The following is a 22833-nucleotide window of genomic DNA, read 5'->3' as shown; positions in this document are numbered from 1 at the left end:
GCTACGTGATGGATCTGTTTCGCAGTGCACCGATTGCCCAGCCGCTGGCCGCGCGTTTGCGCGCGACCAATCTGGATGAGTACGTCGGTCAGGAGCACGTGCTCGCTCGCGGCAAGCCTCTGCGTGAGGCGCTGGAGCAGGGTGCCCTGCATTCGATGATCTTCTGGGGGCCGCCGGGTGTGGGCAAGACCACCCTGGCGCGCTTGCTCGCGGAAGTCTCGGACGCACATTTCGAAACGGTCTCGGCAGTGCTCGCCGGGGTCAAGGAAATCCGTCAGGCGGTGGAAATCGCCAAGCAGCAGGCCGGCCAGTACGGCAAGCGCACGATTCTGTTCGTCGATGAAGTGCACCGCTTCAACAAATCGCAGCAGGATGCCTTCCTGCCCTACGTTGAAGACGGCACGCTGATTTTCATCGGCGCCACCACTGAAAACCCTTCGTTTGAATTGAACAACGCGCTGTTGTCGCGGGCTCGCGTCTATGTGCTGAAAAGCCTCGACGAGACAGCACTGCGCAAACTGGTGCACCGCGCACTCACCGAAGAGCGTGGCCTGGGCAAGCGCAACCTGACCCTCAGCGATGAGGGCTTCCAGATGCTGCTGTCGGCCGCCGATGGCGATGGCCGGCGCCTGCTCAATCTGCTGGAGAACGCTTCGGACCTGGCCGAAGACAACAGCGAAATGGGCACCGAGTTGCTGCAAAGCCTGCTCGGCGACACCCGACGACGCTTCGACAAGGGCGGCGAAGCGTTCTACGACCAGATCTCCGCGCTGCACAAATCGGTACGCGGTTCCAACCCCGATGGCGCGCTGTACTGGTTTGCGCGGATGATCGATGGCGGTTGCGATCCGTTGTACCTGGCGCGACGCGTGGTGCGCATGGCCAGCGAAGACATCGGCAATGCCGATCCGCGCGCGCTGAGCCTGTGCCTGGCGGCGTGGGAAGTGCAGGAGCGTCTTGGTAGCCCGGAAGGCGAACTGGCGGTGGCCCAGGCCATCACCTATCTCGCCTGTGCGCCGAAAAGCAACGCGGTGTACATGGGCTTCAAGACCGCGCTGCGCGCGGCTGCCGAGTACGGTTCGCTGGAAGTGCCGCTGCACTTGCGCAATGCGCCGACCAAACTGATGAAGCAATTGGGCTATGGCGACGAATACCGCTACGCCCACGACGAGCCCGATGCCTACGCTGCCGGTGAAGACTATTTCCCGGAAGAGCTTGAGCCGATCCCGTTCTATCAACCGGTGCCCCGTGGCCTGGAATTGAAGATCGGCGAGAAGCTCAACCACCTCGCCCAACTCGACCGTTTAAGCCCAAGACAGCGGAGAAAATAGTGCTTCCATTGATTGTTGCGGTCTCCGTCGGCGGAATCGCCGGCACGCTGTTGCGCTTCGCCACCGCTAATTGGGTCAACGCCAATTGGCCGCGGCACTTCTATACCGCGACGCTGGCCGTTAATATCGTGGGCTGTCTGCTGATTGGCGTGTTGTACGGCCTGTTTTTGATACGCCCGGAGGTGCCGATCGAGGTGCGCGCCGGGTTGATGGTCGGCTTCCTCGGGGGGCTGACGACTTTTTCATCCTTTTCACTGGATACGGTGCGCCTGCTGGAAAGCGGGCAAGTGCCGCTGGCCCTGGGCTATGCGGCGATCAGCGTATTCGGCGGGCTGCTCGCGACATGGGCCGGCCTGTCCTTGACCAAACTTTGATAACGAGAAACCGACATGCTCGATTCCAAACTGTTACGTAGCAACCTTCAGGACGTAGCGGACCGCCTGGCTTCCCGTGGCTTTGCCCTGGATACCGCGCGCATCGAAGCGCTGGAAGAACAGCGCAAGACCGTCCAGACCCGCACCGAAGCACTGCAGGCTGAGCGTAACGCGCGTTCCAAATCCATCGGTCAGGCCAAGCAGCGCGGCGAAGACATCGCGCCGCTGATGGCGGACGTCGAGCGCATGGCGGGCGAGCTGAGTGCCGGTAAAGTCGAGCTGGACGCGATCCAGACCGAACTGGACTCGATCCTGCTGGGTATCCCCAACCTGCCGCACGAATCGGTACCGGTCGGCAAAGACGAAGACGACAACGTCGAAGTGCGCCGCTGGGGCACGCCGACGCAGTTCGATTTCGAAGTGAAAGACCACGTTGCGCTGGGCGAGAAGTTCGGCTGGCTGGACTTCGAGACCGCCGCCAAGCTCTCCGGCGCCCGTTTCGCCTTGCTGCGTGGTCCGATTGCTCGCCTGCATCGCGCCCTGGCGCAGTTCATGATCAACCTGCATGTCAACGAGCATGGCTACGAAGAGGCCTACACGCCTTATCTGGTTCAGGCTCCGGCGCTGCAAGGCACCGGTCAGTTGCCGAAGTTCGAAGAAGACCTGTTCAAGATCGCTCGCGAAGGCGAAGCCGATCTGTACCTGATCCCGACTGCTGAAGTGTCGCTGACCAACATCGTGGCCGGTGAAATCGTCGATTCGAAATTGCTGCCGATCAAGTTCGTCGCCCACACCCCGTGCTTCCGCAGCGAAGCCGGCGCATCGGGTCGTGACACTCGCGGGATGATCCGTCAGCACCAGTTCGACAAAGTCGAGATGGTCCAGATCGTCGAGCCGTCGACCTCGATGGAAGCGCTGGAAGGCCTGACCGCCAACGCCGAAAAAGTCCTGCAGCTGCTGGGTCTGCCTTATCGCACCCTGGCGCTGTGCACCGGCGACATGGGCTTCAGCGCCGTGAAGACCTACGACCTGGAAGTGTGGATTCCGAGCCAGGACAAGTACCGCGAAATTTCCTCGTGTTCCAACTGCGGCGACTTCCAGGCCCGCCGTATGCAAGCGCGTTTCCGTAACCCGGAAACCGGCAAGCCTGAACTGGTACACACCCTGAACGGTTCCGGCCTGGCGGTCGGTCGTACACTGGTTGCCGTGCTGGAAAACTACCAGCAGGCCGACGGTTCGATCCGCGTGCCGGACGTACTGAAACCGTACATGGGTGGCCTTGAGGTCATCGGCTAAATGAAATATCTGCCGCTGTTTCACAACCTGCGCGGCAGTCGTGTGTTGGTGGTCGGTGGGGGGGAAATTGCCTTGCGCAAATCCCGCCTGCTGGCCGATGCCGGTGCGCTGCTGCGGGTGGTCGCACCTGAAATCGAAGCGCAACTGCGCGAACTGGTCACTGCCAGCGGTGGTGAATGCCTGTTGCGTGGTTATGTGGAAGCGGATCTGGACGGTTGCGGCCTGATCATCGCCGCCACCGACGATGAAACGCTCAACGCCCAGGTCTCCAGCGATGCCCATCGACGTTGCGTGCCGGTCAATGTGGTCGACGCGCCGCAGTTGTGCAGCGTGATCTTCCCGGCGATCGTCGATCGCTCGCCGCTGATCATCGCGGTGTCCAGCGGCGGCGATGCGCCAGTGCTGGCGCGGCTGATTCGCGCCAAGATCGAAACCTGGATTCCTTCGACTTACGGCCAGTTGGCCGGCCTTGCCGCACGTTTCCGCAATCAGGTGAAAAACCTGTTGCCGGATGTGCAGCAGCGTCGCGGGTTCTGGGAAGACGTGTTCCAGGGCCCGATTGCCGACCGGCAACTGGCCGGGCAGGGCGCCGAGGCCGAGCGTCTGTTGCAGGCCAAGATTGATGGCGAGGCGGACATCACCACCGGTGAGGTGTATCTGGTGGGCGCCGGACCGGGCGATCCGGACCTGCTGACCTTCCGTGCCTTGCGCTTGATGCAGCAAGCCGACGTGGTGCTGTACGACCGCTTGGTCGCGCCGGCGATTCTTGAGCTGTGCCGTCGCGATGCCGAGCGTGTCTACGTCGGCAAGCGTCGCTCCGACCATGCGGTTCCGCAGGACCAGATCAACCAGCAACTGGTGGACCTGGCCAAGGCCGGTAAACGGGTGGTGCGCTTGAAGGGCGGTGACCCGTTCATCTTCGGTCGCGGCGGTGAAGAGATCGAAGAGCTGGCGGCCCATGGCATTCCGTTCCAGGTGGTGCCGGGGATCACGGCGGCCAGCGGTTGCGCGGCGTATGCCGGGATTCCGTTGACCCATCGCGATTACGCGCAATCGGTGCGCTTCGTCACCGGTCACCTGAAAGACGGCTCCACCGACCTGCCATGGGCCGACCTCGTCGCCCCGGCGCAGACGCTGGTGTTCTACATGGGCCTGGTGGGCTTGCCGGTGATCTGCGAGCAGTTGATCAAGCACGGTCGCCGCGCGGACACCCCGGCAGCGTTGATCCAGCAGGGCACGACGGTCAATCAGCGGGTCTTTACCGGGACGCTGGCGGACCTGCCACGCCTGGTGGCGGAGCATGAAGTGCATGCGCCGACGCTGGTGATCGTCGGTGAAGTGGTGCAGCTGCGCGAGAAGCTGGCGTGGTTCGAAGGGGCTCAGGCGCAAGTTTGAGTCAAAGCAAAAAGATCGCAGCCTGCGGCAGCTCCTACATGAGAATGCGTTCCCTGTAGGAGCTGCCGCAGGCTGCGATCTTTTGCTTTTGCTGTTAGCCCTTCAACCAAACCCCTTTCGCATTCAGGCGCTCCCGGTCATGCGCCACACTGAAATCCTGCTCTGGCCCCTTCGGCACAATCCCCGTGGGATTGATGGTCTTGTGGCTGCCGTAGTAGTGGTTCTTGATGTGCTGAAAATCCACGGTCTCGCCAATCCCCGGCCACTGGTACAGCTCACGCAGCCAGTTCGACAGGTTCGGATAATCGGCAATTCGCCGCAGATTGCACTTGAAGTGCCCGTGGTACACCGCATCGAAGCGAATCATCGTGGTGAAAAGACGCACGTCTGCTTCAGTCAGGTATTCGCCAGTCAGGTAACGATTGGCGCCCAGCACTCGCTCCAGATGATCCAGTTCGGCAAACACTTGATCGAACGCCTCTTCGTAGGCGTGTTGCGAGGTGGCGAACCCGGCGCGATACACGCCGTTGTTCACCGCCGGATAAATCCGCTCGTTCAGTGCATCGATCTCGCCACGTAACGGTGCCGGGTAGAAGTCCAGCACGTTACCGGTCAGGCCATCGAAGGCGCTGTTGAACATGCGGATGATTTCCGCCGACTCGTTGCTGACAATGCGCTTGAGTTTCTTGTCCCACAACACCGGCACGGTGACGCGCCCGGTGTAGTCCGGGGTGTCGGCGGTGTAGCGCTGGTGCATGAAGTCAAAGTGATCGAGCTTGTCGCCGGTCGAGCCCAAGGCCTTGTCGAAGGTCCAGCCGTTTTCCAGCATCAGCCAGCTGACCACGGACACGTCGATCAGGCTTTCCAGACCTTTGAGCTTGCGCAGGATCAACGTGCGGTGTGCCCACGGGCAAGCGAGCGATACATAGAGGTGATAGCGCCCGGCTTCGGCGGCGAAACCGCCTTCACCGCTTGGCCCTGGTTGGCCGTCAGCGGTGACCCAGTGGCGACGTTGCGCCTGTTCGCGCTGGAACGCGCCGTCCTTGCTGCTTTCATACCACTTGTCCTGCCAGTGGCCATCGACGAGTAAACCCATGATCAAGACTCCTGAATCCAATAAGCGTTGGAGCCGAGTCTATTCCGATGAGTTCGAACAAAAAGCGCAAAGATCGGGCGTCTATGATCGGTTAAATCGATTTGTTGCGCGCGGCCCAGTATTGCTCGGCGGTTTCAAAGGCTTGCTCGCGGCTTTGACCGAGACCACGCAGGGCCAGGGCCATGGTCGAGATCAGGGCCATTTGCGGATAGCTGTCGACCACGTCGCCACGCCACACCGCTTTGAGATGTTCAACGTCCAGCGAGGCCGGTTTGACGTGGCGCTGGCTCGACAGTTGCGGCCATTCTTCGTCCCAGCTCTCGCCGCCCTTGGTGCCGTACAGATGGCTGTCGGCATCCGGGTTGATCTCGATCTCGCCGCCGTCGCCCTTGACCACGATCGCCGTGTCGCCGAGCAGACCGCTGGCATCGCGATGCACCGCTTGATAGCCCGGATGAAAAATACTTTGCAGGCCACAACGGGCGCGTAGTGGATTGAGGATCCGTGCCAGCGAATGGATCGGCGAGCGCAGGCCCATGGTGTTGCGCAGGTCGATCATCTTCTGCAACTGCGGCGCCCAGTCCATCAGCGGCATGAACGCCAGGCCGCCGTTGTCCAGCGCGTTGCCGACCTGCTGCCACGTGCGGCACAGCGGGATGTCCAGCACGCCAAGCAGCTGTTCGGTGTACAGACGCCCGGCGGTATGCGCGCCGCCGCCGTGCATGAAGATGCGCACGCCGTTCTGCGCCAGGCACTTGGCCGCCAGCAGGTACCACGGCAGGTGGCGCTTCTTGCCGGCATAGGTCGGCCAGTCCAGATCGACATTCAGCGTTGGCGCTGCCAGGCGCTCGCGCAGGGCCTCGGTGAATCCGGCCATTTCCTCGGCGCTTTCTTCCTTGTGCCGCAGCAGCATCAGAAAGGCTCCGAGCTGGGTGTCTTCGACCTTGTCGTCGAGCACCATGCCCATGGCTTCCCGGGCCTCTTCACGGGTCAGGTCGCGTGCGCCGCGTTTGCCCTTGCCAAGGATTCGCACGAACTGCGCGAACGGGTGCTCGGCGGGCGTTTCGAGGGTCAGCGCTGGAAAGTCGGTCATAGGCAATTCGTCGGTTTGGGCAGGCCCGCCAGTTTCGCGGCGAGTTTGGCAGGGGTGCCTTTGAACAGTCGGTTCAGGTGCAGGCTGTTGCCTTTGTCCGGGCCGAGTTTGAGTGCGGTGTATTTGATCAATGGACGGGTGGCTGGCGATAGCTGAAATTCCGCGTAGAAGCTGCGCAGCAGTTCGAGGATTTCCCAGTGTTCGGCAGTCAGTTCGATGTCCTCGGCAGCGGCAAGGGCGCTGGCGACGTCATGGGACCAGTCATCGAGGTCGACCAGAAAGCCGTCCTTGTCGAGTTCGATGGCGCGGGCGCCTACAGTCATCGAATTCATAGCCAGCTGTTGACCTTGTCGTGGTGGATCGACAGTTCGACGAACGCTGGATAGTCGATAGCCTCGGCCCAGTCGGGAGCAACGATGGCGCGGGCCTGCAGGTCTTCGGCGAGGGCGAACAGCTTGACCCGGCGCTCGTTCAGCGTGGCGAATGGCGCGGTGCCGGGTTGCAGGGCATACACCGCGTCACCGGACAACAGCAAAGCGTCGGCAGCGCCGATCACGCGCAGGCAACTGTTCAGGCGTTCGTCGCCGAACGGGGAATGAGACAACACATGCAAAGTCGACATCAGAGGGTGATCACCTGGTCGTAACGGTCAATAAGGGCGGTGATTTCGCTGGCGCCGAGCGGCTGCGCTTCGTCCAGCGACAGCGTGCTCAGGCCACGGGCGCTGGCGCTGTCAGTGCAGTAGAACAGTTCTTCGACACCGAACATCGGCAGCGCCTGCAGGTTGGCGCTCAGGTCTTTCTGTTGCAGGGCCTTGGCGTTCTGTCCGGCGGCCAGTTGCAGTACGCCGTCATCGAGAAACAGCAGGCCGATCGGCAGATCGAACGCGCCGCCGGCCAGCACGATGTCCAGCGCCTCGCGGGCGCCGGGGCCGGACCATGGCGACTGGCGGCTGATGATCAACAGGGATTTGGCCATCTCACGCACCTCCGAAACAGATCAGTCGATCGGCGTCCTGCACCGCATCGTGCAACTGGCCGAGGCCGGACAACTCCCACGGCGCGCTGACCGCAACGGCATCACGCTGATAACGCCTGGCCTCTTCGTCATTCAGTACGCCACGACGCAGGGCGGCGGCAATGCATACCACGCCGTCCAGTTGTTGCTCGGTGATGAACGCACGCCACTGTTTGGGCAGGTCCAGTTCGTCCTGCGGGGTGACCACCGCGTCGGAGGCGTTGTAGACGCCGTCCTGATAGAAAAACAACCGGACAATCTCATGCCCGCCAGCCAGCGCCGCCTGAGCAAACAGCAGGGCACGGCGCGAGGAGGGCGCATGGGCGGCGGAAAACAGCGCAATGGCGAACTTCATGACGGACTCGATCAGCAAAACTGCGGCCATGATAAAGCTTTATGAAGGCAGCCGCGAAACCCAAGTTGCACACACCGATTGCGCGGGAATAACTGTCCGTCTGCTGCTATCGGTCATAGTGCGAATCCATGTAGGAGCTGCGGCACGCTGCGATCTCTTGATCTTTACAAGCAAGATCAAGAGATCGCAGCCTCGTTTCACTCGACAGCTCCTACAGGGGGGAGTGAGGCCTCGATCAGCGCGGCATATAGCCCAGTTGCCAGCGCCGCGGAATGCTCAGCGACAGCACACCGAGCGCCGCCGCCAGCAAGCCGCTGGCGAACAGCGCCCGAAGCCCGAAATGATGTTCCAGCACTGCGCCGAGAATCGCGCCGATGAACATCCCGCTCCATGGCACCAGTTGCACCCGCCAGCCGTTACGGCGTTCGCCGAGCATCCAGCGGCCGAGTCCACGGCCGAACCGCGATAGCGCGCCGGTCACATAGGTCAGGCCGACCGGCAGACCATTCACTTCCTCGACCGCCGCGTTAAGCATGCCCATCGCGATGATCGCCGCCAGCAGCGCCGGCAGTTGCGTGTCATACGGCCACGCGGCCGCGAAGCACAGCAGAGTGGCTATGCACAGCAACAAGGGCAGTGTGCGCCGGCCACTGAGGCGACCGATCACGATGCCCAAGGCATTACCGATCACGAACGTGACGACGAGGATGACCAGGCGTAGCGTCAGGCCGAGGTCGCCGTCACTGATCGCCACCGCCAGCCGCGTGGTGTTGCCGCTCATGAAGGAAACGAAATCGCCGCTGGCCATGAAGCCGATAGCATCGGTCATGCCTGCCAGCACGGACAGACTGGCCACCAGTGCCAGACCGATACGCCCACGCCATTTCTGCCGATGCAAATGCCCGGACGTGGCGCGGTGAGTCGAAGTGGAGGGTAGCATCGGTGACGATATCCTTGAGCAGCGGTTAAGGTTCCAACCCGTACAGATCGCAGTAATCGGCCCAGCTCATGTGGGCCATTTCCGCCACTTCGCGGTGCACCTCCATGCGCTGAGCCTGGTACTCCCCGGGCGTTTGCGCCGTGAGCTGCAAGGTCAGCTCCCAAGCGAACAGGCCTTGATTCTCCGCCTCAGCCTCGAAGGCTTCGTGCAGGCGTTCTTCACGATACTGCGCCAAGGTTTCACCCTTGGCCTGGGCCTGCAGCGGGTTGAGGTGATCGAGGGTTTCGCGCAATTCGGGGCGCGCGTCGAGAAACAGTTTAAGGGCTTGCTCATGTCGCTGGTCGGTGGGCGCCATGTGTATTCCTTGTCAGGCTGATGACCCTAGGGTGCCGGAGCGGCCGGCGTGTGTCGCGCTATAAATGCAGTAAAGCAGAACGATTTTGCCTGTTGCGATGATACAGTCCGCTTTTTTCTGAATGAGCGAATGCAATGCGAATTCTGATGGTAGCGCTGGCCGCGACCGTGCTGGCGGGCTGCGCGGGTTCGGTGATGGACGATTCTCGCACCAAAGCCCCTTACAAGGTTCTGACCTCGGACAAGCCCGAGAAAGTCGTGGCCCAGTGCGTGCAATTCGCCTGGCAGGACGAGGCGGTGTTTGGCGTGGACGCCGGCGCGTATCTGCAACCGGGCAAGAAGGGCGGCTCGACGGTGTATACCCGTTCGGCGGAATCGTTTGTCGACGTGACCAGCAATGCGTCGGGGACGGTGCTCAATTACTACGTGCAGAAGGATGATTTTGTCGCCAAGCGGCGTTTGGCGGGGTTGGCGACCTGTCTTTGATCGTGTGTTGACGCGACTGCCGTCTTCGCGAGCAGGCTCGCTCCCACTGATTCCATTGTGGAAGCGAGCCTGCTCGCGAAGGGCCCTTGAGGTTCAATCCTTCAAGCGCTTCTGGAAATAATGCCGGCTATGCCCCGGCGGGTAATCAACGATCTCGCCAAACTGGCTGAATCCCAGCTTCTTGTAGAACGCCGGCGCCTGAAAATCGAAGGTGTCCAGCCAGATGCCCAGGCAGTGCTTTTCCTTGGCCAGATTTTCCGCCATGGCCATCAGTTCCGAGCCGATGCGCTGTCCGCGACCCTGTTCCGGGACGCAAAGCAACTCGATGTACATCCACTGGAAAATCACCCGGCCATACAAACCGCCGAGTATCGCGTCCTGTTCATCGCGCACCAGCAGGGCGAACGGTTCCGACGTGGAGCCCCCGGTCCGGGCGTCGTTGTACGCAATCAACGGCTCGAGGATAGCCTTGCGCTGTTCTTCCGTAGGGTTCTGCGACAGCTCGATTCGCAACGTCATGCGCAACTTCCTTGTGAGGTGAACGCGCAGCCTATCCTGCCCGGCGGGCGCTTTCCAAGTCCTTGCTCATCCCTTTGGAACCGCCGCTGTTGCGTCGGGGTCTAGCTTCTACAGCGTCATTTCGAACGCGGTTGATGAGGACCCCCCATGAATATTTTCGAAGCCCTTCGCGAAAGCCACGACCGTCAGCGCAATTACGCCAAAGCTCTGGTCGAAACCAGCGGCGACACCCCGGAGCGGGTCGAAGCCTACAAACAGCTCAAGGCCGAACTGCAGGCCCACGAAACCGCCGAAGAACGCCACTTCTATATCCCGTTGATGGAGTTCGACAACGGCGTCGATCTCAGTCGACATGCCATCTCGGAACACCATGAAATGGACGAGATGATGGAAGAACTGGATGAGACCGAGATGTCCAGCCCGGCGTGGCTGGCCACTGCAAAAAAACTTTCCGACAAGGTTCATCACCATCTCAAGGAGGAGGAGCAGAAATTCTTCCAGATGGCCGGCAAGTTGCTCGACGACAAGCAAAAGGAACAGCTCGCCGGGCAATACGAAAAGGAATACCAGGCACAACTGGAGTGAGTGATGAATGCGGGTTTTTGCTGTGTCGGCGTGTAGGTCTTTAGCCATGCGTCAGGTGGGCGTTGTCGCAATTGACTGTATATTCATCCAGTATTTGCGGCGTTTTCCACTAGAGACGCCGATTGCCTGCGACAAAACCGCCGATGGACAAAAAAACCACCTCCGTTAGCTTGAAGGCCTCTCCTCGGACAGGAGAGTTTTTAAATCAACGGAGTGAAAAACATGAATCAACCACAAGCTCAAACCCAGCTGCGACACGGTCGCGTTACCTCTCCAGCCAGCCGCGGTGCGGTCGCCATCGAGCAAGGATTGCTCGGTGCCTGGCAGGTCAACGAAATGGAAGGTGGCAAGAACTTCCCGGCGCTGACCGCAGGACCTTTTCCTGCGCCCTATGGCAGTGACAGCGACAGCGTCACACCACCCGCCGACGGTTACATTCTCAGCGGTGGCAAGACCGATGCCCGTGACTGTGTGAACTTCACCGACGAGGAAATGAGCAAAAAGCTCAACCGTCCGTTCAACTGGCCGCTGCTCAGCGTCACCCCGGGCCAGACCCTGGAAGTGAAGTGGGAATACACCGCGCCACACACTACCCGTGGCTATCGCTGGATGATCACCAAGGATGGCTGGGATCCGAAACAGCGTATTTCCCGTGCACAACTCGAGGCGCAGCCTTTCGCCGAAGACTTCTACACTCAAGTGCCGTATTACAGCTATCCGGGGGAATTGAAGGCCAAGGTCAATCATTCGGTGAAGTTGCCGGCCAGCAAAAAGGGTCGTCACGTCATCGTGTTGATGTGGATTGTCGCCAACACCGGTAACGCCTTCTATCAGGCGTTCGACGTCGACTTCAAATAACGGCGAAACGCTCAACCCACAGGTTCTGAAGGATTAGAACATGTCAAATATCGACTTTTCGTTAATGCACAGTCAGGCCGCCGACGCGGCTTCACTGATGCCGAGCATCGCCGGCAAGAACATTCTCATGGGTTTCTGGCACAACTGGCCGGCCGGCCCGAGTGACGGCTACCGTCAGGGCCGCTTTGCCGAGATCGCTCTGGAGGCGGTGCCCAAGGAATACAACGTGGTTGCGGTGGCGTTCATGAAGGGCAGCGGGATTCCGACCTTCAAACCGTACAACGTCTCCGATGCCGAGTTCCGGCGCCAGGTCGGCGTGCTCAACAGCCAGGGGCGGGCGGTACTGATCTCCCTGGGCGGCGCCGATGCACACATCGAATTGCGCAGCGGCCAGGAACAGCCGTTGGCCAATGAAATCATCCGTCTGGTGGAAACCTATGGCTTTGACGGGCTGGACATCGATCTTGAACAGAGCGCGATTGATTTCGCTGCCAACAAGACCGTGTTGCCGGCCGCGCTGAAGCTGGTCAAGGATCACTACGCAGGCCAAGGCAAGCATTTCATCATCAGCATGGCCCCGGAGTTTCCGTACCTGACCACCAACGGCAAATACGTCGGTTACCTGCAGGCGCTGGAAGGCTATTACGACTTCATCGCGCCGCAGTTCTACAACCAGGGCGGCGACGGGGTCTGGGTACCGGAAGCCAATAATGGCAATGGCGCGTGGATCGCGCAGAACAACGACGCGCTGAAAGAGGATTTCCTCTATTACCTGACCGAAAGTCTGGTGACCGGTACCCGGGGCTTCACCAGAATCCCGGCGGACAAGTTCGTCATCGGCCTGCCGGCCAACGTCGATGCCGCTGCCACCGGTTATGTGATCGACAGCACCGCCGTGGGCAATGCGCTCAAGCGTCTGGCGATCAAGGGGCTGCCGATCAAGGGCCTGATGACCTGGTCGGTGAACTGGGACAACGGCGTCAGCAAGGATCGCCTGCCGTACAACTGGGAGTTCAGCCGGCGTTATGGACCGCTGATTCACAGCGCTCGAACAGCGGCGCAGGAAACGGATGATGCGTTGTCGCGCATCGCCCGTTAATCGCAGGTAAAGAAGCCCGGTAGCGCTGCCGGGCTTTTTTTGTGGGCGCGATTAATCGACTATGGGCGTTTTCCGATGACAAAGGATCAGGCGTCATGATCAAGACAGCCGAGCGGGTCAACATCGTCGACACTCAGGTGTTGTCCCACGACTGGTACCTGTTGCAGAAGATCACCTTTGACTACCTGCGCAACAACGGCGACTGGCAGCGGCAGACGCGCGAAGTCTACGACCGGGGCAATGGTGCGGCGATCCTGTTGTTCAACCGCGAACAGCGCACGGTGGTGCTGACCCGCCAATTCCGTTTGCCGGTATTCGTCAACGGCCACGACGGCTTGTTGATCGAAGTGGCGGCAGGTCTGCTGGAAGGTGCGGCACCGGAGCAGCGGATCCGTGACGAAGCCGAAGAGGAGACCGGTTACCGCGTTCACGACGTGAAGAAGGTGTTCGAGGCTTACATGAGCCCCGGTTCGGTGACCGAGAAACTGCACTTCTTCATTGCCGAGTACGACGCGAAATCGAGGGTCAGTGAGGGCGGCGGCCTCGAAGAAGAAACCGAAGAACTGGACGTGCTGGAATGGCGCTTCGATGAGGCCTTGGCGGCGTTCCACCGTGGTGAGATCTGCGATGCCAAGACCATCATGCTGTTGCAGTACGCGGCGATGAATAACCTATTTGCCTGAGAAAGCAAAGATCGCAGCCTGCGGCAGCTCCGACATTGCTCCACCTGTGTAGGAGCTGCCGCAGGCTGCGATCTTTTGATCTGCTAAAACAAATCCCCAGTCCTGCCCACCGCCGACCAGTTACCACCCTCCAGCACGAGCAACCGCTCTTTGGCCTCAAGCCCACCCGCAAATCCGGTCAATTTTCCCGATGCGCCAATCACCCGATGGCACGGCGCCACAATCGAAATCGGATTGCGCCCATTCGCCGCTCCCACCGCACGCACGGCTGTCGGGTTTCCGATCTGCTCGGCGATCTGACTGTAGGTACGGGTTTCGCCAAACGGAATGGTCAGCAACGCTGCCCAGACCTTTTTCTGAAAATCGGTGCCGACAAAATCCAGCTCCAGGTCGAAGCGATCACGCTTGCCGGCAAAGTATTCTTCAAGCTGCTGTGCGGTTCGTTGCAACAGCGGATTATCCGGTGCTGCGCTCATCGGACCAAGGCGCACCCGGCCCGGTTTGTCGTTTTCCCAGAGGATGGCCGCCAGTCGTGCGCCGTTCGCAACCAGCTTCAGTTCGCCGACCGGTGAGGGCAGGGTGATGAACGTGTAGGGCATGGGCAGAACTCCGGATCTGCGTGGCGAAGGCGTCCAGCATACTGGCTGATCGGGGAGGCGCAAATCGCAATAGCGACCATACTGCTTGGTGCTTTTGCAGCGTTCCCTTCTGCTCTGCACAGAACCCAAAAACAAAAAAGAGATCGACTCATGAAGTACGAACCTTTGGCCAAAACGCTGATCGCGACTTCACTGGCACTGAGCTGCCTGATGGCCCATGCCGCTTCCGTGGCCCCGGTTGCCGCCGAGAACGGCATGGTGGTCACTGCCCAACACCTGGCCTCCCATGTCGGCGTCGATGTGTTGAAAAGTGGCGGTAACGCGGTGGATGCGGCAGTCGCTGTGGGCTATGCGCTGGCGGTGGTGTATCCCGCGGCAGGCAACCTCGGCGGTGGCGGTTTCATGACCATTCAACTGGCGGACGGGCGCAAGACCTTCCTCGACTTCCGCGAAAAAGCCCCGCTGGCGGCGACCGCCAACATGTACCTGGACAAGGACGGCAACGTCGTCCCGGATCTGAGCACCCGCGGTCACCTCGCCGTGGCAGTGCCCGGCACCGTGTCGGGCATGGAGCTGGCGCTGAGCAAGTACGGGACCAAACCGCGCAAGGACATGATCGCCCCGGCGATCAAACTGGCGGAAGACGGTTTCGAACTGGAGCAGGGCGACGTCGATTTGCTGGACTACGCCACCGATGTATTCAAGAAGGACCTGCGTGATTCCGGCTCGATCTTCCTGCACAACGGCGAACCGATGCAGGTCGGGCAGAAACTGGTGCAGAAGGATCTGGCGAAAACCCTGCGCACCATTTCGGAAAAAGGCGCTGACGGTTTCTATAAGGGCTGGGTGGCCGACGCCATTGTCACTTCCAGTCAGGCCAACAAGGGCATCATCACTCAGGCCGACCTCGACAAATACAAGACCCGCGAACTGGCCCCGGTGGAGTGCGATTACCGTGGCTACCACGTGGTGTCGGCGCCACCGCCAAGCTCCGGCGGGGTGGTGATCTGCGAGATCATGAACATTCTTGAAGGCTATCCGATGAAGGACCTGGGCTTCCATTCGGCCCAGGGCATGCACTACCAGATCGAAGCGATGCGCCACGCTTACGTGGACCGCAACAGCTATCTGGGCGACCCGGATTTTGTGAAGAACCCGATCGAGCATCTGCTGGACAAGAACTACGCGACCAAGCTGCGCAACGCGATCCAGCCGCAGAAGGCCGGGATCTCCGCCGAACTGAAACCCGGCGTCGCGCCCCATGAAGGCAACAACACCACGCACTATTCGATCGTCGACAAGTGGGGCAACGCAGTGTCGGTGACCTACACCCTCAACGACTGGTTCGGCGCCGGGGTGATGGCGAGCAAGACCGGGGTGATCCTCAACGACGAAATGGACGACTTCACCTCCAAGGTCGGCGTGCCGAACATGTACGGTCTGGTGCAGGGCGAGGCCAATGCCATCGCTCCGGGCAAAACTCCGCTGTCGTCGATGAGCCCGACCATCGTCACCAAGGACGGCAAAGTGGTGATGGTGGTCGGTACGCCGGGTGGCAGCCGCATCATCACTGCGACCTTGCTGACCATGCTCAACGTCATCGACTATGGCATGGGCCTGCAGGAAGCGGTGGACGCGCCGCGTTTCCACCAGCAATGGATGCCTGAGGAAACCAACCTCGAAGACTTCGCGGCCAGCCCCGATACGAAGAAGCTCCTCGAGAGCTGGGGCCACAAGTTCGCCGGGCCGCAGGACGCCAATCACATCGCCGCGATCCTGGTCGGCGCGCCGTCGCTGGGCGGTAAGCCAGTGGGCAAAAACCGCTTCTACGGTGCCAACGATCCACGACGCAATACTGGATTGTCACTAGGCTACTGACAGGGGTAAAAAGGGGGCGGGCGCTGCTCCGCCCCGGTTTCAACGTTCGCTCAAGGAAGGCCCATCATGTCTAGCGCATTGCTGATCATCGACGTCCAACAGGCTCTCTGCTCGGGCCAATATCAGTGCTTCGACATTCGCCGCGTCATCGACACCATCAACCAGCTCAGCAGGCGCGCGCGCAAGGCCAGCGTGCCGGTGGTGCTGATTCAGCATGAAGAAAAGGACAGCCCGCTGGCCCATGGTGGCGAAGGCTGGCAACTTGCCGATGGCCTGCTGACAACCGCCAAAGACCTGCGCGTACGCAAAACCACCCCGGATTCGTTCTACCAGACCGAGCTGGGCAAACTGCTGCCCGGCGAAGACTTCGAGCGCCTGATCATCTGCGGCCTGCAAACCGACTATTGCGTCAACGCCACCGTGCGCCAGGCCCATCAGCTGGGGTACGACGTCGTCCTCGTGGCAGACGCTCATTCCACCCTTGACAACGGCAACATGAGCGCCGAAGACATCATCGCCGAACACAACAAGGATCTGGCGCACTTGACGGGGGCCACCGGACGCATTGACGTCAAACCCGCAACCGAGGTCATTTTCTGAAGCCCGAAAATAGCTCTGTTGTTCTTACTGACCTCATCGCTGGCAAGCCAGCTCCCACAGGGTTTGGCATGGATCACAAGGTCTTTGAACAACACAGATCATTGTGGGAGCTGGCTTGCCAGCGATGGCGGTGGATCTGTTAATGAAGATGCAAGCTGTACCCACCCAATCGCCAGCAGGCTGGCTCCTACAATGATTGATGGTAAACACCAATCCCCATGTCCAGCGCAAACCTTCTGTGGCGAGCGAGCTTGCTCGCGCCGGGCTGCGCAGCAGCTCTCCTGCTTCAAGTCGCAAACAACACGCCGCGAATCGCCCCGACCCGCGGCGCCTCGACCCCCTCCAGCACCAGCCGCGTAATGGTTCGCGCTGCTGTCGCATAGTCCTCATCCTGGGGGATTTCACGCCCGGTGATGCAGCCCATTTGCCAACCCAGGTTGGTGTAGGTGCGGGTCGCCGACCAGATGAACAGCATCAGATGTTCCGGGTCTACCGGCGCCAGCAGGCCGCGCTCGATCCAGCTGCGCAGGCAGTCGACATTGCGCCGGGCTTCGGCGTGCAGCAGGTCGCGGCATTCGTCCGGTAGCTGACGGCCACCGAGCAGCAGCTCGCCGCTGAACACCTTGGCAATCGCCGGGTGCTCGCGGGCGATGCGGATACGCGCAGCAACGTAGGCGCGCAGGCCAATCATGGGGTCGTCGCTTTCGCGCAGTGCCGCCGAGGCTTCCAGCAACGGTTCGACGAACCCCAGCAAAACCTTGGAATAGAGGTTTTCCTTGGTCTGAAAGTAGTAATACAGGTTGGCCTTGGGCACGCCGGCGCGGGCGGCGATATCACGGGTCTGGGTCGCGTCGAAGCCGTTGGCGGCGAACTCTTCGCTGGCGGCGGCGAGGATCAATTGTTCGTTGCGTACGCGGATGGCACTCATGGGAACACGATGTAAATGGCTGGCATGGGCAGGTACTGAAAAATTCGGCTTCGCAATATACAAAACTATATAGCGATGAGGCCAGCTGACTGCTCGATTTGCGGCAGAGCTGAGCGAATATTTATGTGTAAATTTCCCGAAGCGGCCTTTCCTCAAGCGAGCACTCTCTCTAGAATCCGCCCCGCCTCCGCAATGGAGGCTCATTGCTATCATTTGGCTCGGTTCACATAGGGAAGACAACATGCAATTCGGGAAAATCCTGGCGCTGGGCCTGGTGCTTGCGCTCGGTGGTTGTGCCAGTTTCACCAAAGACGAAGTCGCGCCGGTCAAGCTGCCATCGATGGCCAGCTACGCGAATAAACCGAACGTGTATGTGGACTTCGACTTCTATCAGGGCGAGCCGAAAAGCACTTCGGCCGTAGAAGTGCCGCAAGCGCGAGATCAGCTCAAACCTGAGCTGCAAAAAATTCTGAGCGATTCGGGCCTGTTCGGCCGCGTCACCCTGGACGAGTTCCAGAAGCAACCGGGTGACTACAGCCTGCGTCTGAAAATGTACAACCATCCGCCGAATGCCGGTTCGATGGTGTTGGGCTTCATCAGTGGTTTCAGCCTCGGGGTAATCCCCGCGTACGGCACCGATCAGTACACCATGAGCCTCGAAGCCGTGGACGGAACAGGCCAGGCCCTGACCACCGCGAGCAACCATGATGCGGTCGGTACCTGGATCGGTATTTGGTTCATTCCGCTGATGGGCAACACCCCGAAGGCCGCGGTCAACGACACGTTCGCCCGTCAGGTCAACGCGCTGCTCAAGCAGATGATCGACAATAACAACCTGAAATACTCGGCACTCGAGACCCGCACTCCGCGGGCCTGATGCCAAAAAAAGAGCCGCAATTGCGGCTCTTTTTTTTGCCCTTACTTCAGGGCCTGGATGAACTGAGGATCGCTGTACAGTTCCTTCAACAGATCACGCAGCATCGGGTTATAGGCGTTGACCGCATTCGGAATCGCAATGAAACCGAAGAAGCTGCTGCTCCACTGGCTGCTGACATTCTTGGTTGCGTCGTAGACCACATTCTGGCCATTGAGCAGAGTGAAGCGTGCCGCGATTTGACCATCGCCTGTGCCCATGCCGGCCGACAGGTTGTTCTTCACCACCAGCACTTTCAACTGACGCTGAGCCTGCGGATCAAGCAGGCCGGCCTTGCGCAGTTCTTCGGTGATCGCGTCCTGGATATGCGCCGGGATGCTGCCGGACGGCGAGCGCACCGGATTGGCCCGCACTGTAAGCGAACCTTCACCGGACTCGGCAGTTACCTGAGGATTGCTGATCGCCTGCAGCGGCGGGGTCTGCTTGAGCTTTTGAACGTTTTCGAAGTTCGGCTCATAGCGGGTCATGGTCATGCCACAACCTTGCAGCAGCACGGCCAGCATCGGGATCAACAACAGAGATTTTTTCACGGCGTTTCCTTGCGTGAGGAATAAGGGGGCGGATTATGGGCAGAGTGCCATCATTGATCAACATCAAAAGGGCCGCCGTTTGCGTTCATCTGCTAGATGAAATCCACCCATACTGCGTTGCCCACCAGATGGCAACGCGCCACCCCTTCGTGATCCAGCACAGCGCAAAGAAATGACGCATGACGCGGTGTAAGGGCCGGCCAGTTACTCTCCAGAAACGATCCCACACTGTGGGGAGGAGTATTGGTCATGTCGAAACCACCGCGAACTCGCTGACCGTGAAAGTTCAGTGTTATGGCATTGATGACTGCACTGCTGATAGTTACCTCGCCTGATTCAAACTCCAGGGTAATACCTGTGCGGGCATTGCCTCTGTAGCTGAATTCGGTTCGTCTGGACGCATGGCCACAGGTCATGATGGTTGGCAATTGATCACCTCTAAAAGAAAAAGCGCGACAGGTTGATACCTGGAGAGTCAAGGTCGGATAACGACAGGCGCTGCCCGGCGTCAATCAGCCCGTACCTGATTGATCAAAACCGGTAATCCCCAGCCTCCTTTACCGTCCAGCGACATGATGGAAAGCAGGTAGTTGTCGACTTGGCGCAGAGACACGTCATGCGCGAATTGCGCTTTCATATCATTCTGTAGATTGAGTACTTTCTTGCACCACTCGCCATAACGCGCAACTTTGCCGAATGTCGTATAACCCCGATAGCTTTCCCCCCGAGCGTCCATGACCCATGACCAGCTCAATCGGGCGAGTGAATCGACTATCGGAAAAAAATTCGGGCGGTGGAAGTGCAAGTATTTGGACGCCAGGCTGCTGTTTTCCCGTTTATTGGCAGCGCTCAATGCTTTGCACAATTGGGCATGGATCGCTGTCGCCTGGTCGATGTTGCGCAAGGAAAGCACAGCCGGTCGAGGAATTTTCGCCAGCAGGTCATGAACATCGGACTGAGCAATGGCATGGGCCGCCTCGATAATCACATCCAGCGCCTGGCGTTCGTCTTTTGCAGTGCCATTGGTTTTCCGGCGCTCGACCGATGCCGAATAAGTTCGACCGATCAGCATCAGTTTTCCGATGATTTGCGCCGGCTCGTCATTGTCTGGATTGTCCTTAACCGCTTGGTAAAGCATCTGATTGACAACGTCGAACGGTGGGCAGCCAAAAGCGTTGCCCAGCCAATTTGCTTTAGGTGGATACCATTGTTCCTGAGTAGACATTTTCAGATCCATGAATGATGGCGAGTTGGCATTATGCCAGTGTCATTGCCAGGAAAAAATGCAGCGGCGACGGCCATCGAAAAGAGTAGAGCGTCAGCGTATTGTTTATTGGGCACTGGTCGCCAAACGAACTTCGATTTGAGCCAGCTCCCAAGTACTTAACAGGCTGATCGGGTCGGTACCGAAAAACTGCGAGCTGCCGAACACCCATTCTTTGCCATCCGGACAGCGGCACTGTTTGCAATGATGCAGACGCTGACCATCAAATTCGACCTGTAGCTTCCAGCCTTCAAGATCCAGCCATATGTGATTGGCAGTGAGTGGCCCGTCAACATGAGTCAGCGATAGACGTCCCAGCGCAGCCTCGCGCAAGCGCTGGCAAACGTCGCGGGCGGTCAGCAATGCAGTCATGGTCGTACTCGGTGGATGCAGGACGCGCCAGCATAAAGGTCGCTTCGTCGGGTGTCAGCGATCACTGGCCCGAGCCCGGACATTTCCGTAACATCCGCAACCCTCCTTTTCGCGAACATCCGCGGCCACGCTCGCTGGCCGCTCAGTCAGGTAAGCCATGAAACCAAAACGTCTGCGCGCCGATGTCCTGGCCGGACTCACCACCTCGTTTGCCTTGTTGCCCGAATGCATTGCGTTCGCGCTGGTGGCGCATCTCAATCCACTGATGGGCCTGTACGGCGCCTTTTTCATTTGCACGTTGACCGCGTTGTTCGGCGGCCGGCCGGGAATGGTCTCCGGTGCGGCGGGTTCGATGGCGGTGGTGATCGTCGCGCTGGTGGTGCAGCACGGCGTGCAATACCTGTTGGCGACCGTGTTGCTCGGTGGCCTGATCATGATGGCGTTCGGCTTGTTGCGCCTGGGCAAACTGGTGCGCATGGTGCCGCATCCGGTGATGCTCGGTTTCGTCAATGGCCTGGCGATCATCATTGCCCTGGCGCAACTGGAGCATTTCAAGAACGGTGAACACTGGCTCAGCGGCACGCCGCTGTACCTGATGACCGGGCTGGTGCTGCTGACCATGGCCATCGTCTACATACTGCCGCGCCTGACCCGCGCGGTGCCGCCGGCATTGGTGGCGATCCTCGGTGTGGGCCTGCTGGTCTACCTGTTCGGCCTGCCGACGCGCACCCTCGGCGACATGGCGCACATCGCCGGCGGTCTGCCGACTTTCGCCTTGCCGGACATCCCATGGAGCCTGGAGACCCTGCGCATCATCGCTCCGTACGCGATTCTGATGGCGCTGGTCGGTCTGCTGGAAACCCTGCTGACCCTCAACCTCACTGACGAAATCACCGAAACCCGTGGCTACCCGGATCGCGAATGTGTCGCGCTGGGGGCGGCGAATATGGTCTCGGGCGCGTTCGGTGGTATGGGCGGTTGCGCGATGATCGGCCAGACCGTGATCAACCTCAGCTCCGGCGGCCGTGGGCGTTTGTCCGGGGTGGTCGCGGGTGTGTTGATTCTGCTGTTCATCCTGTTTCTGTCGCCGCTGATCGAGCGTATTCCGCTGGCGGCGCTGGTGGGCGTGATGTTCGTGGTGTCACAGCAGACTTTCGCCTGGGCCTCGTTGCGGGTGTTGAACAAAGTGCCGCTCAACGATGTGCTGGTGATCATCGCCGTGACCAGCATCACCGTGTTCACCGATCTGGCCACTGCCGTGCTCTGCGGGATCATCATCGCCGCGCTGAATTTCGCCTGGCAGCAGGCCCGCGAGTTGTACGCCGATGAACATCTGGAAACCGACGGCAGCAAACTCTATCGCCTGCATGGCACGCTGTTTTTCGCCTCGACCACGCCGTTTCTCAACCAGTTCGACCCGGCCAATGACCCGGCCCGGGTGACGCTGGATTGCCGGCATTTGAGCTTCGTTGACTATTCGGCGATTGCCGCGCTGAAGACCTTGCGCGAGCGTTACGCCAAGGCCGGCAAGGAATTGCAGGTGTTTCATCTGTCCGAGCGCTGCAAGAAACTGCTCAAACGCGCGGGCGTCGAACATCATTGATCAATTGTGAGAGCGGGCTTGCTCGCGAAGGCGCAGTGTCATTCAACACACTGGTTGATTGATTCAGCGCTTTCGCGAGCAAGCCCGCTCTCGTTTTTTTCGCGTTCAATCAATGGCCGGGAAGTCGATGTCGGTCAAGGCCGCGTTGTTCAGGTAGTTGGTCAGCGACTGCACAGCCACCAAGGCAATCACTTCGATAATCTTGCTGTCGTCAATGCCGGCAGCGCGGGCGGCGGCGATCTGCTCGTCGCTCAAGTGGCCGCGGCTATGCGTCAACTGTTGGGCGAGAGCGGCATAGGCATTCAATTCACCGTGACGCGCGGCACCGATGTCCTGCGCCGAGAGCCCGGCCTTGCTGGCAAACAGGCTGTGCGCGGCCAGGCAATAATCGCAGCCGTTGACCTGTGATGTGGCGAGATACACCGCTTCTTTTTCCTTGGCGCTCAACGAAGTCTTGCCGAGGATCGCCGAAGCTTGCACGTAGGCTTCCAGGGCCACCGGGGCTTTGGCCAGCGTGGTAAAGACATTGGGCAGGAAGCCGATTTTTTTCTTCACACCTTCCAGGGTCGGGCGGCTGGCGTCGGTGGCGTTTTCAAGGCTGATTGCAGGGATGCGGCTCATGGTGATTCTCCTGAAGTCCGGTA

28 protein-coding genes and 1 pseudogene are annotated in these 22833 nt (G+C 60.0%); 13 read left to right on the top strand and 16 right to left on the bottom strand.

Annotated elements, in window-relative coordinates:
• Positions 1 to 8: 8 nt before the first annotated feature.
• The 4 genes from L6D63_RS17940 to cysG are packed head-to-tail and all read left to right on the top strand — an operon-like array spanning position 9 to position 4396.
• Complete coding sequence (locus tag L6D63_RS17940) at positions 9 to 1331, top strand: replication-associated recombination protein A (RefSeq protein ID WP_003223849.1); 1323 nt, start codon at positions 9 to 11, stop codon at positions 1329 to 1331.
• Positions 1331 to 1705 carry a fluoride efflux transporter CrcB gene (gene crcB / locus L6D63_RS17935; RefSeq protein WP_041074221.1) on the top strand — a complete coding sequence of 125 codons (375 nt, stop codon included), beginning with the start codon at positions 1331 to 1333 and terminating at the stop codon, positions 1703 to 1705. The genes L6D63_RS17940 and crcB overlap by 1 nt, the downstream gene beginning before the upstream one ends.
• Before the next feature lie 15 nt (positions 1706 to 1720).
• Positions 1721 to 3001, top strand: coding sequence for a serine--tRNA ligase (serS, locus tag L6D63_RS17930; RefSeq protein WP_003223852.1), 1281 nt, complete (start codon positions 1721 to 1723; stop codon positions 2999 to 3001).
• Positions 3002 to 4396 (top strand): siroheme synthase CysG, encoded by a 1395-nt coding sequence (cysG, locus tag L6D63_RS17925; protein WP_121184795.1) that lies wholly within the window; start codon positions 3002 to 3004, stop codon positions 4394 to 4396.
• 94 nt (positions 4397 to 4490) lie between these two features.
• Here cysG and L6D63_RS17920 read toward each other — a convergent pair whose 3' ends face one another.
• The 8 genes from L6D63_RS17920 to L6D63_RS17885 form a co-directional block, all read right to left on the bottom strand.
• Positions 4491 to 5492 (bottom strand): glutathione S-transferase family protein, encoded by a 1002-nt coding sequence (locus L6D63_RS17920; protein ID WP_131670151.1) that lies wholly within the window; start codon positions 5490 to 5492, stop codon positions 4491 to 4493.
• A 91-nt stretch (positions 5493 to 5583) separates the two neighbouring features.
• The gene (locus L6D63_RS17915; RefSeq protein WP_131670152.1) at positions 5584 to 6585 is read right to left on the bottom strand and encodes a glycosyl transferase family protein; all 1002 of its coding nucleotides are present in this window, start codon (positions 6583 to 6585) and stop codon (positions 5584 to 5586) included.
• Complete coding sequence (locus L6D63_RS17910; protein WP_131670153.1) at positions 6582 to 6917, bottom strand: TusE/DsrC/DsvC family sulfur relay protein; 336 nt, start codon at positions 6915 to 6917, stop codon at positions 6582 to 6584. The genes L6D63_RS17915 and L6D63_RS17910 overlap by 4 nt, the downstream gene beginning before the upstream one ends.
• A complete protein-coding gene (tusB, locus tag L6D63_RS17905) occupies positions 6914 to 7207 on the bottom strand; it encodes a sulfurtransferase complex subunit TusB (RefSeq protein WP_047295098.1) in 294 nt (97 codons plus the stop codon). Before tusB ends, L6D63_RS17910 begins: the two co-directional genes overlap by 4 nt.
• Complete coding sequence (tusC, locus tag L6D63_RS17900) at positions 7207 to 7563, bottom strand: sulfurtransferase complex subunit TusC (RefSeq protein ID WP_047295096.1); 357 nt, start codon at positions 7561 to 7563, stop codon at positions 7207 to 7209. The genes tusB and tusC overlap by 1 nt, the downstream gene beginning before the upstream one ends.
• A gap of 1 nt (position 7564) precedes the next feature.
• Positions 7565 to 7957, bottom strand: a complete 393-nt coding sequence (gene tusD / locus L6D63_RS17895) for a sulfurtransferase complex subunit TusD (RefSeq protein WP_041074269.1) — start codon at positions 7955 to 7957, stop codon at positions 7565 to 7567.
• A 235-nt stretch (positions 7958 to 8192) separates the two neighbouring features.
• Complete coding sequence (locus tag L6D63_RS17890; RefSeq protein ID WP_041074232.1) at positions 8193 to 8897, bottom strand: YoaK family protein; 705 nt, start codon at positions 8895 to 8897, stop codon at positions 8193 to 8195.
• A 25-nt stretch (positions 8898 to 8922) separates the two neighbouring features.
• Complete coding sequence (locus L6D63_RS17885; protein WP_121184805.1) at positions 8923 to 9252, bottom strand: DUF6388 family protein; 330 nt, start codon at positions 9250 to 9252, stop codon at positions 8923 to 8925.
• Between the two features lie 134 nt (positions 9253 to 9386).
• On the opposite strand from L6D63_RS17885, the gene L6D63_RS17880 reads away from it, so the two are divergent.
• A complete protein-coding gene (locus tag L6D63_RS17880) occupies positions 9387 to 9737 on the top strand; it encodes a hypothetical protein (protein ID WP_131670154.1) in 351 nt (116 codons plus the stop codon).
• Between the two features lie 93 nt (positions 9738 to 9830).
• Here the strand turns inward: L6D63_RS17880 and L6D63_RS17875 are convergent, their stop codons facing one another.
• Positions 9831 to 10256 (bottom strand): GNAT family N-acetyltransferase, encoded by a 426-nt coding sequence (locus tag L6D63_RS17875; protein WP_131670155.1) that lies wholly within the window; start codon positions 10254 to 10256, stop codon positions 9831 to 9833.
• A 147-nt stretch (positions 10257 to 10403) separates the two neighbouring features.
• Between L6D63_RS17875 and L6D63_RS17870 the strand changes: the two genes are divergently transcribed.
• The 4 genes and pseudogenes from L6D63_RS17870 (at position 10404) to L6D63_RS17855 (ending at position 13481) form a co-directional block, all read left to right on the top strand.
• The gene (locus tag L6D63_RS17870) at positions 10404 to 10841 is read left to right on the top strand and encodes a hemerythrin domain-containing protein (protein WP_041074240.1); all 438 of its coding nucleotides are present in this window, start codon (positions 10404 to 10406) and stop codon (positions 10839 to 10841) included.
• A gap of 222 nt (positions 10842 to 11063) precedes the next feature.
• A complete protein-coding gene (locus L6D63_RS17865; RefSeq protein WP_047295087.1) occupies positions 11064 to 11699 on the top strand; it encodes a lytic polysaccharide monooxygenase auxiliary activity family 9 protein in 636 nt (211 codons plus the stop codon).
• Positions 11700 to 11739: 40 nt separating this feature from the next.
• A pseudogene (locus tag L6D63_RS17860) lies at positions 11740 to 12762 on the top strand (chitinase); the annotation flags it as partial.
• A 131-nt stretch (positions 12763 to 12893) separates the two neighbouring features.
• Complete coding sequence (locus L6D63_RS17855) at positions 12894 to 13481, top strand: NUDIX domain-containing protein (protein ID WP_131670157.1); 588 nt, start codon at positions 12894 to 12896, stop codon at positions 13479 to 13481.
• 83 nt (positions 13482 to 13564) lie between these two features.
• Here L6D63_RS17855 and L6D63_RS17850 read toward each other — a convergent pair whose 3' ends face one another.
• On the bottom strand, positions 13565 to 14080 hold the full coding sequence (locus tag L6D63_RS17850; RefSeq protein ID WP_131670158.1) for a methylated-DNA--[protein]-cysteine S-methyltransferase: 516 nt from the start codon (positions 14078 to 14080) through the stop codon (positions 13565 to 13567).
• A gap of 150 nt (positions 14081 to 14230) precedes the next feature.
• Here L6D63_RS17850 and ggt point away from each other — a divergent pair, with 150 nt between their 5' ends.
• Both ggt and L6D63_RS17840 read left to right on the top strand, forming a co-directional pair.
• Positions 14231 to 15958, top strand: coding sequence for a gamma-glutamyltransferase (gene ggt, locus L6D63_RS17845; protein WP_121184813.1), 1728 nt, complete (start codon positions 14231 to 14233; stop codon positions 15956 to 15958).
• A 66-nt stretch (positions 15959 to 16024) separates the two neighbouring features.
• A complete protein-coding gene (locus L6D63_RS17840; RefSeq protein WP_047295077.1) occupies positions 16025 to 16558 on the top strand; it encodes a cysteine hydrolase family protein in 534 nt (177 codons plus the stop codon).
• Between the two features lie 286 nt (positions 16559 to 16844).
• Here L6D63_RS17840 and L6D63_RS17835 read toward each other — a convergent pair whose 3' ends face one another.
• Positions 16845 to 17486 (bottom strand): TetR/AcrR family transcriptional regulator, encoded by a 642-nt coding sequence (locus tag L6D63_RS17835; RefSeq protein WP_131670159.1) that lies wholly within the window; start codon positions 17484 to 17486, stop codon positions 16845 to 16847.
• A gap of 241 nt (positions 17487 to 17727) precedes the next feature.
• Between L6D63_RS17835 and L6D63_RS17830 the strand changes: the two genes are divergently transcribed.
• Positions 17728 to 18363, top strand: a complete 636-nt coding sequence (locus tag L6D63_RS17830; RefSeq protein WP_047295074.1) for a hypothetical protein — start codon at positions 17728 to 17730, stop codon at positions 18361 to 18363.
• A 41-nt stretch (positions 18364 to 18404) separates the two neighbouring features.
• Here L6D63_RS17830 and L6D63_RS17825 read toward each other — a convergent pair whose 3' ends face one another.
• The 4 genes from L6D63_RS17825 to L6D63_RS17810 form a co-directional block, all read right to left on the bottom strand.
• Entirely contained in the window at positions 18405 to 18950 is a 546-nt protein-coding gene (locus L6D63_RS17825; RefSeq protein ID WP_131670160.1) for a hypothetical protein, read from the bottom strand.
• A gap of 92 nt (positions 18951 to 19042) precedes the next feature.
• Entirely contained in the window at positions 19043 to 19378 is a 336-nt protein-coding gene (locus tag L6D63_RS17820; protein WP_131670161.1) for a hypothetical protein, read from the bottom strand.
• Between the two features lie 80 nt (positions 19379 to 19458).
• On the bottom strand, positions 19459 to 20175 hold the full coding sequence (locus tag L6D63_RS17815) for a hypothetical protein (RefSeq protein ID WP_047295070.1): 717 nt from the start codon (positions 20173 to 20175) through the stop codon (positions 19459 to 19461).
• Between the two features lie 105 nt (positions 20176 to 20280).
• Complete coding sequence (locus L6D63_RS17810) at positions 20281 to 20586, bottom strand: DUF7693 family protein (protein WP_047295068.1); 306 nt, start codon at positions 20584 to 20586, stop codon at positions 20281 to 20283.
• 157 nt (positions 20587 to 20743) lie between these two features.
• Here L6D63_RS17810 and L6D63_RS17805 point away from each other — a divergent pair, with 157 nt between their 5' ends.
• Positions 20744 to 22189: a SulP family inorganic anion transporter gene (locus L6D63_RS17805; RefSeq protein ID WP_131670162.1), complete on the top strand. Its 1446-nt coding sequence runs from the start codon at positions 20744 to 20746 to the stop codon at positions 22187 to 22189.
• 105 nt (positions 22190 to 22294) lie between these two features.
• On the opposite strand, the gene L6D63_RS17800 is transcribed toward L6D63_RS17805, so the two are convergent.
• Positions 22295 to 22810, bottom strand: coding sequence for a carboxymuconolactone decarboxylase family protein (locus L6D63_RS17800; protein ID WP_131670163.1), 516 nt, complete (start codon positions 22808 to 22810; stop codon positions 22295 to 22297).
• Positions 22811 to 22833: the final 23 nt, after the last annotated feature.

The organism is Pseudomonas parakoreensis (assembly GCF_021602155.1).
In the GTDB taxonomy this organism is placed as follows: domain Bacteria; phylum Pseudomonadota; class Gammaproteobacteria; order Pseudomonadales; family Pseudomonadaceae; genus Aquipseudomonas; species Aquipseudomonas parakoreensis.
Note: the sequence above shows the minus strand (reverse complement) of the source record. Positions and strands in the feature narration are given on the sequence as shown.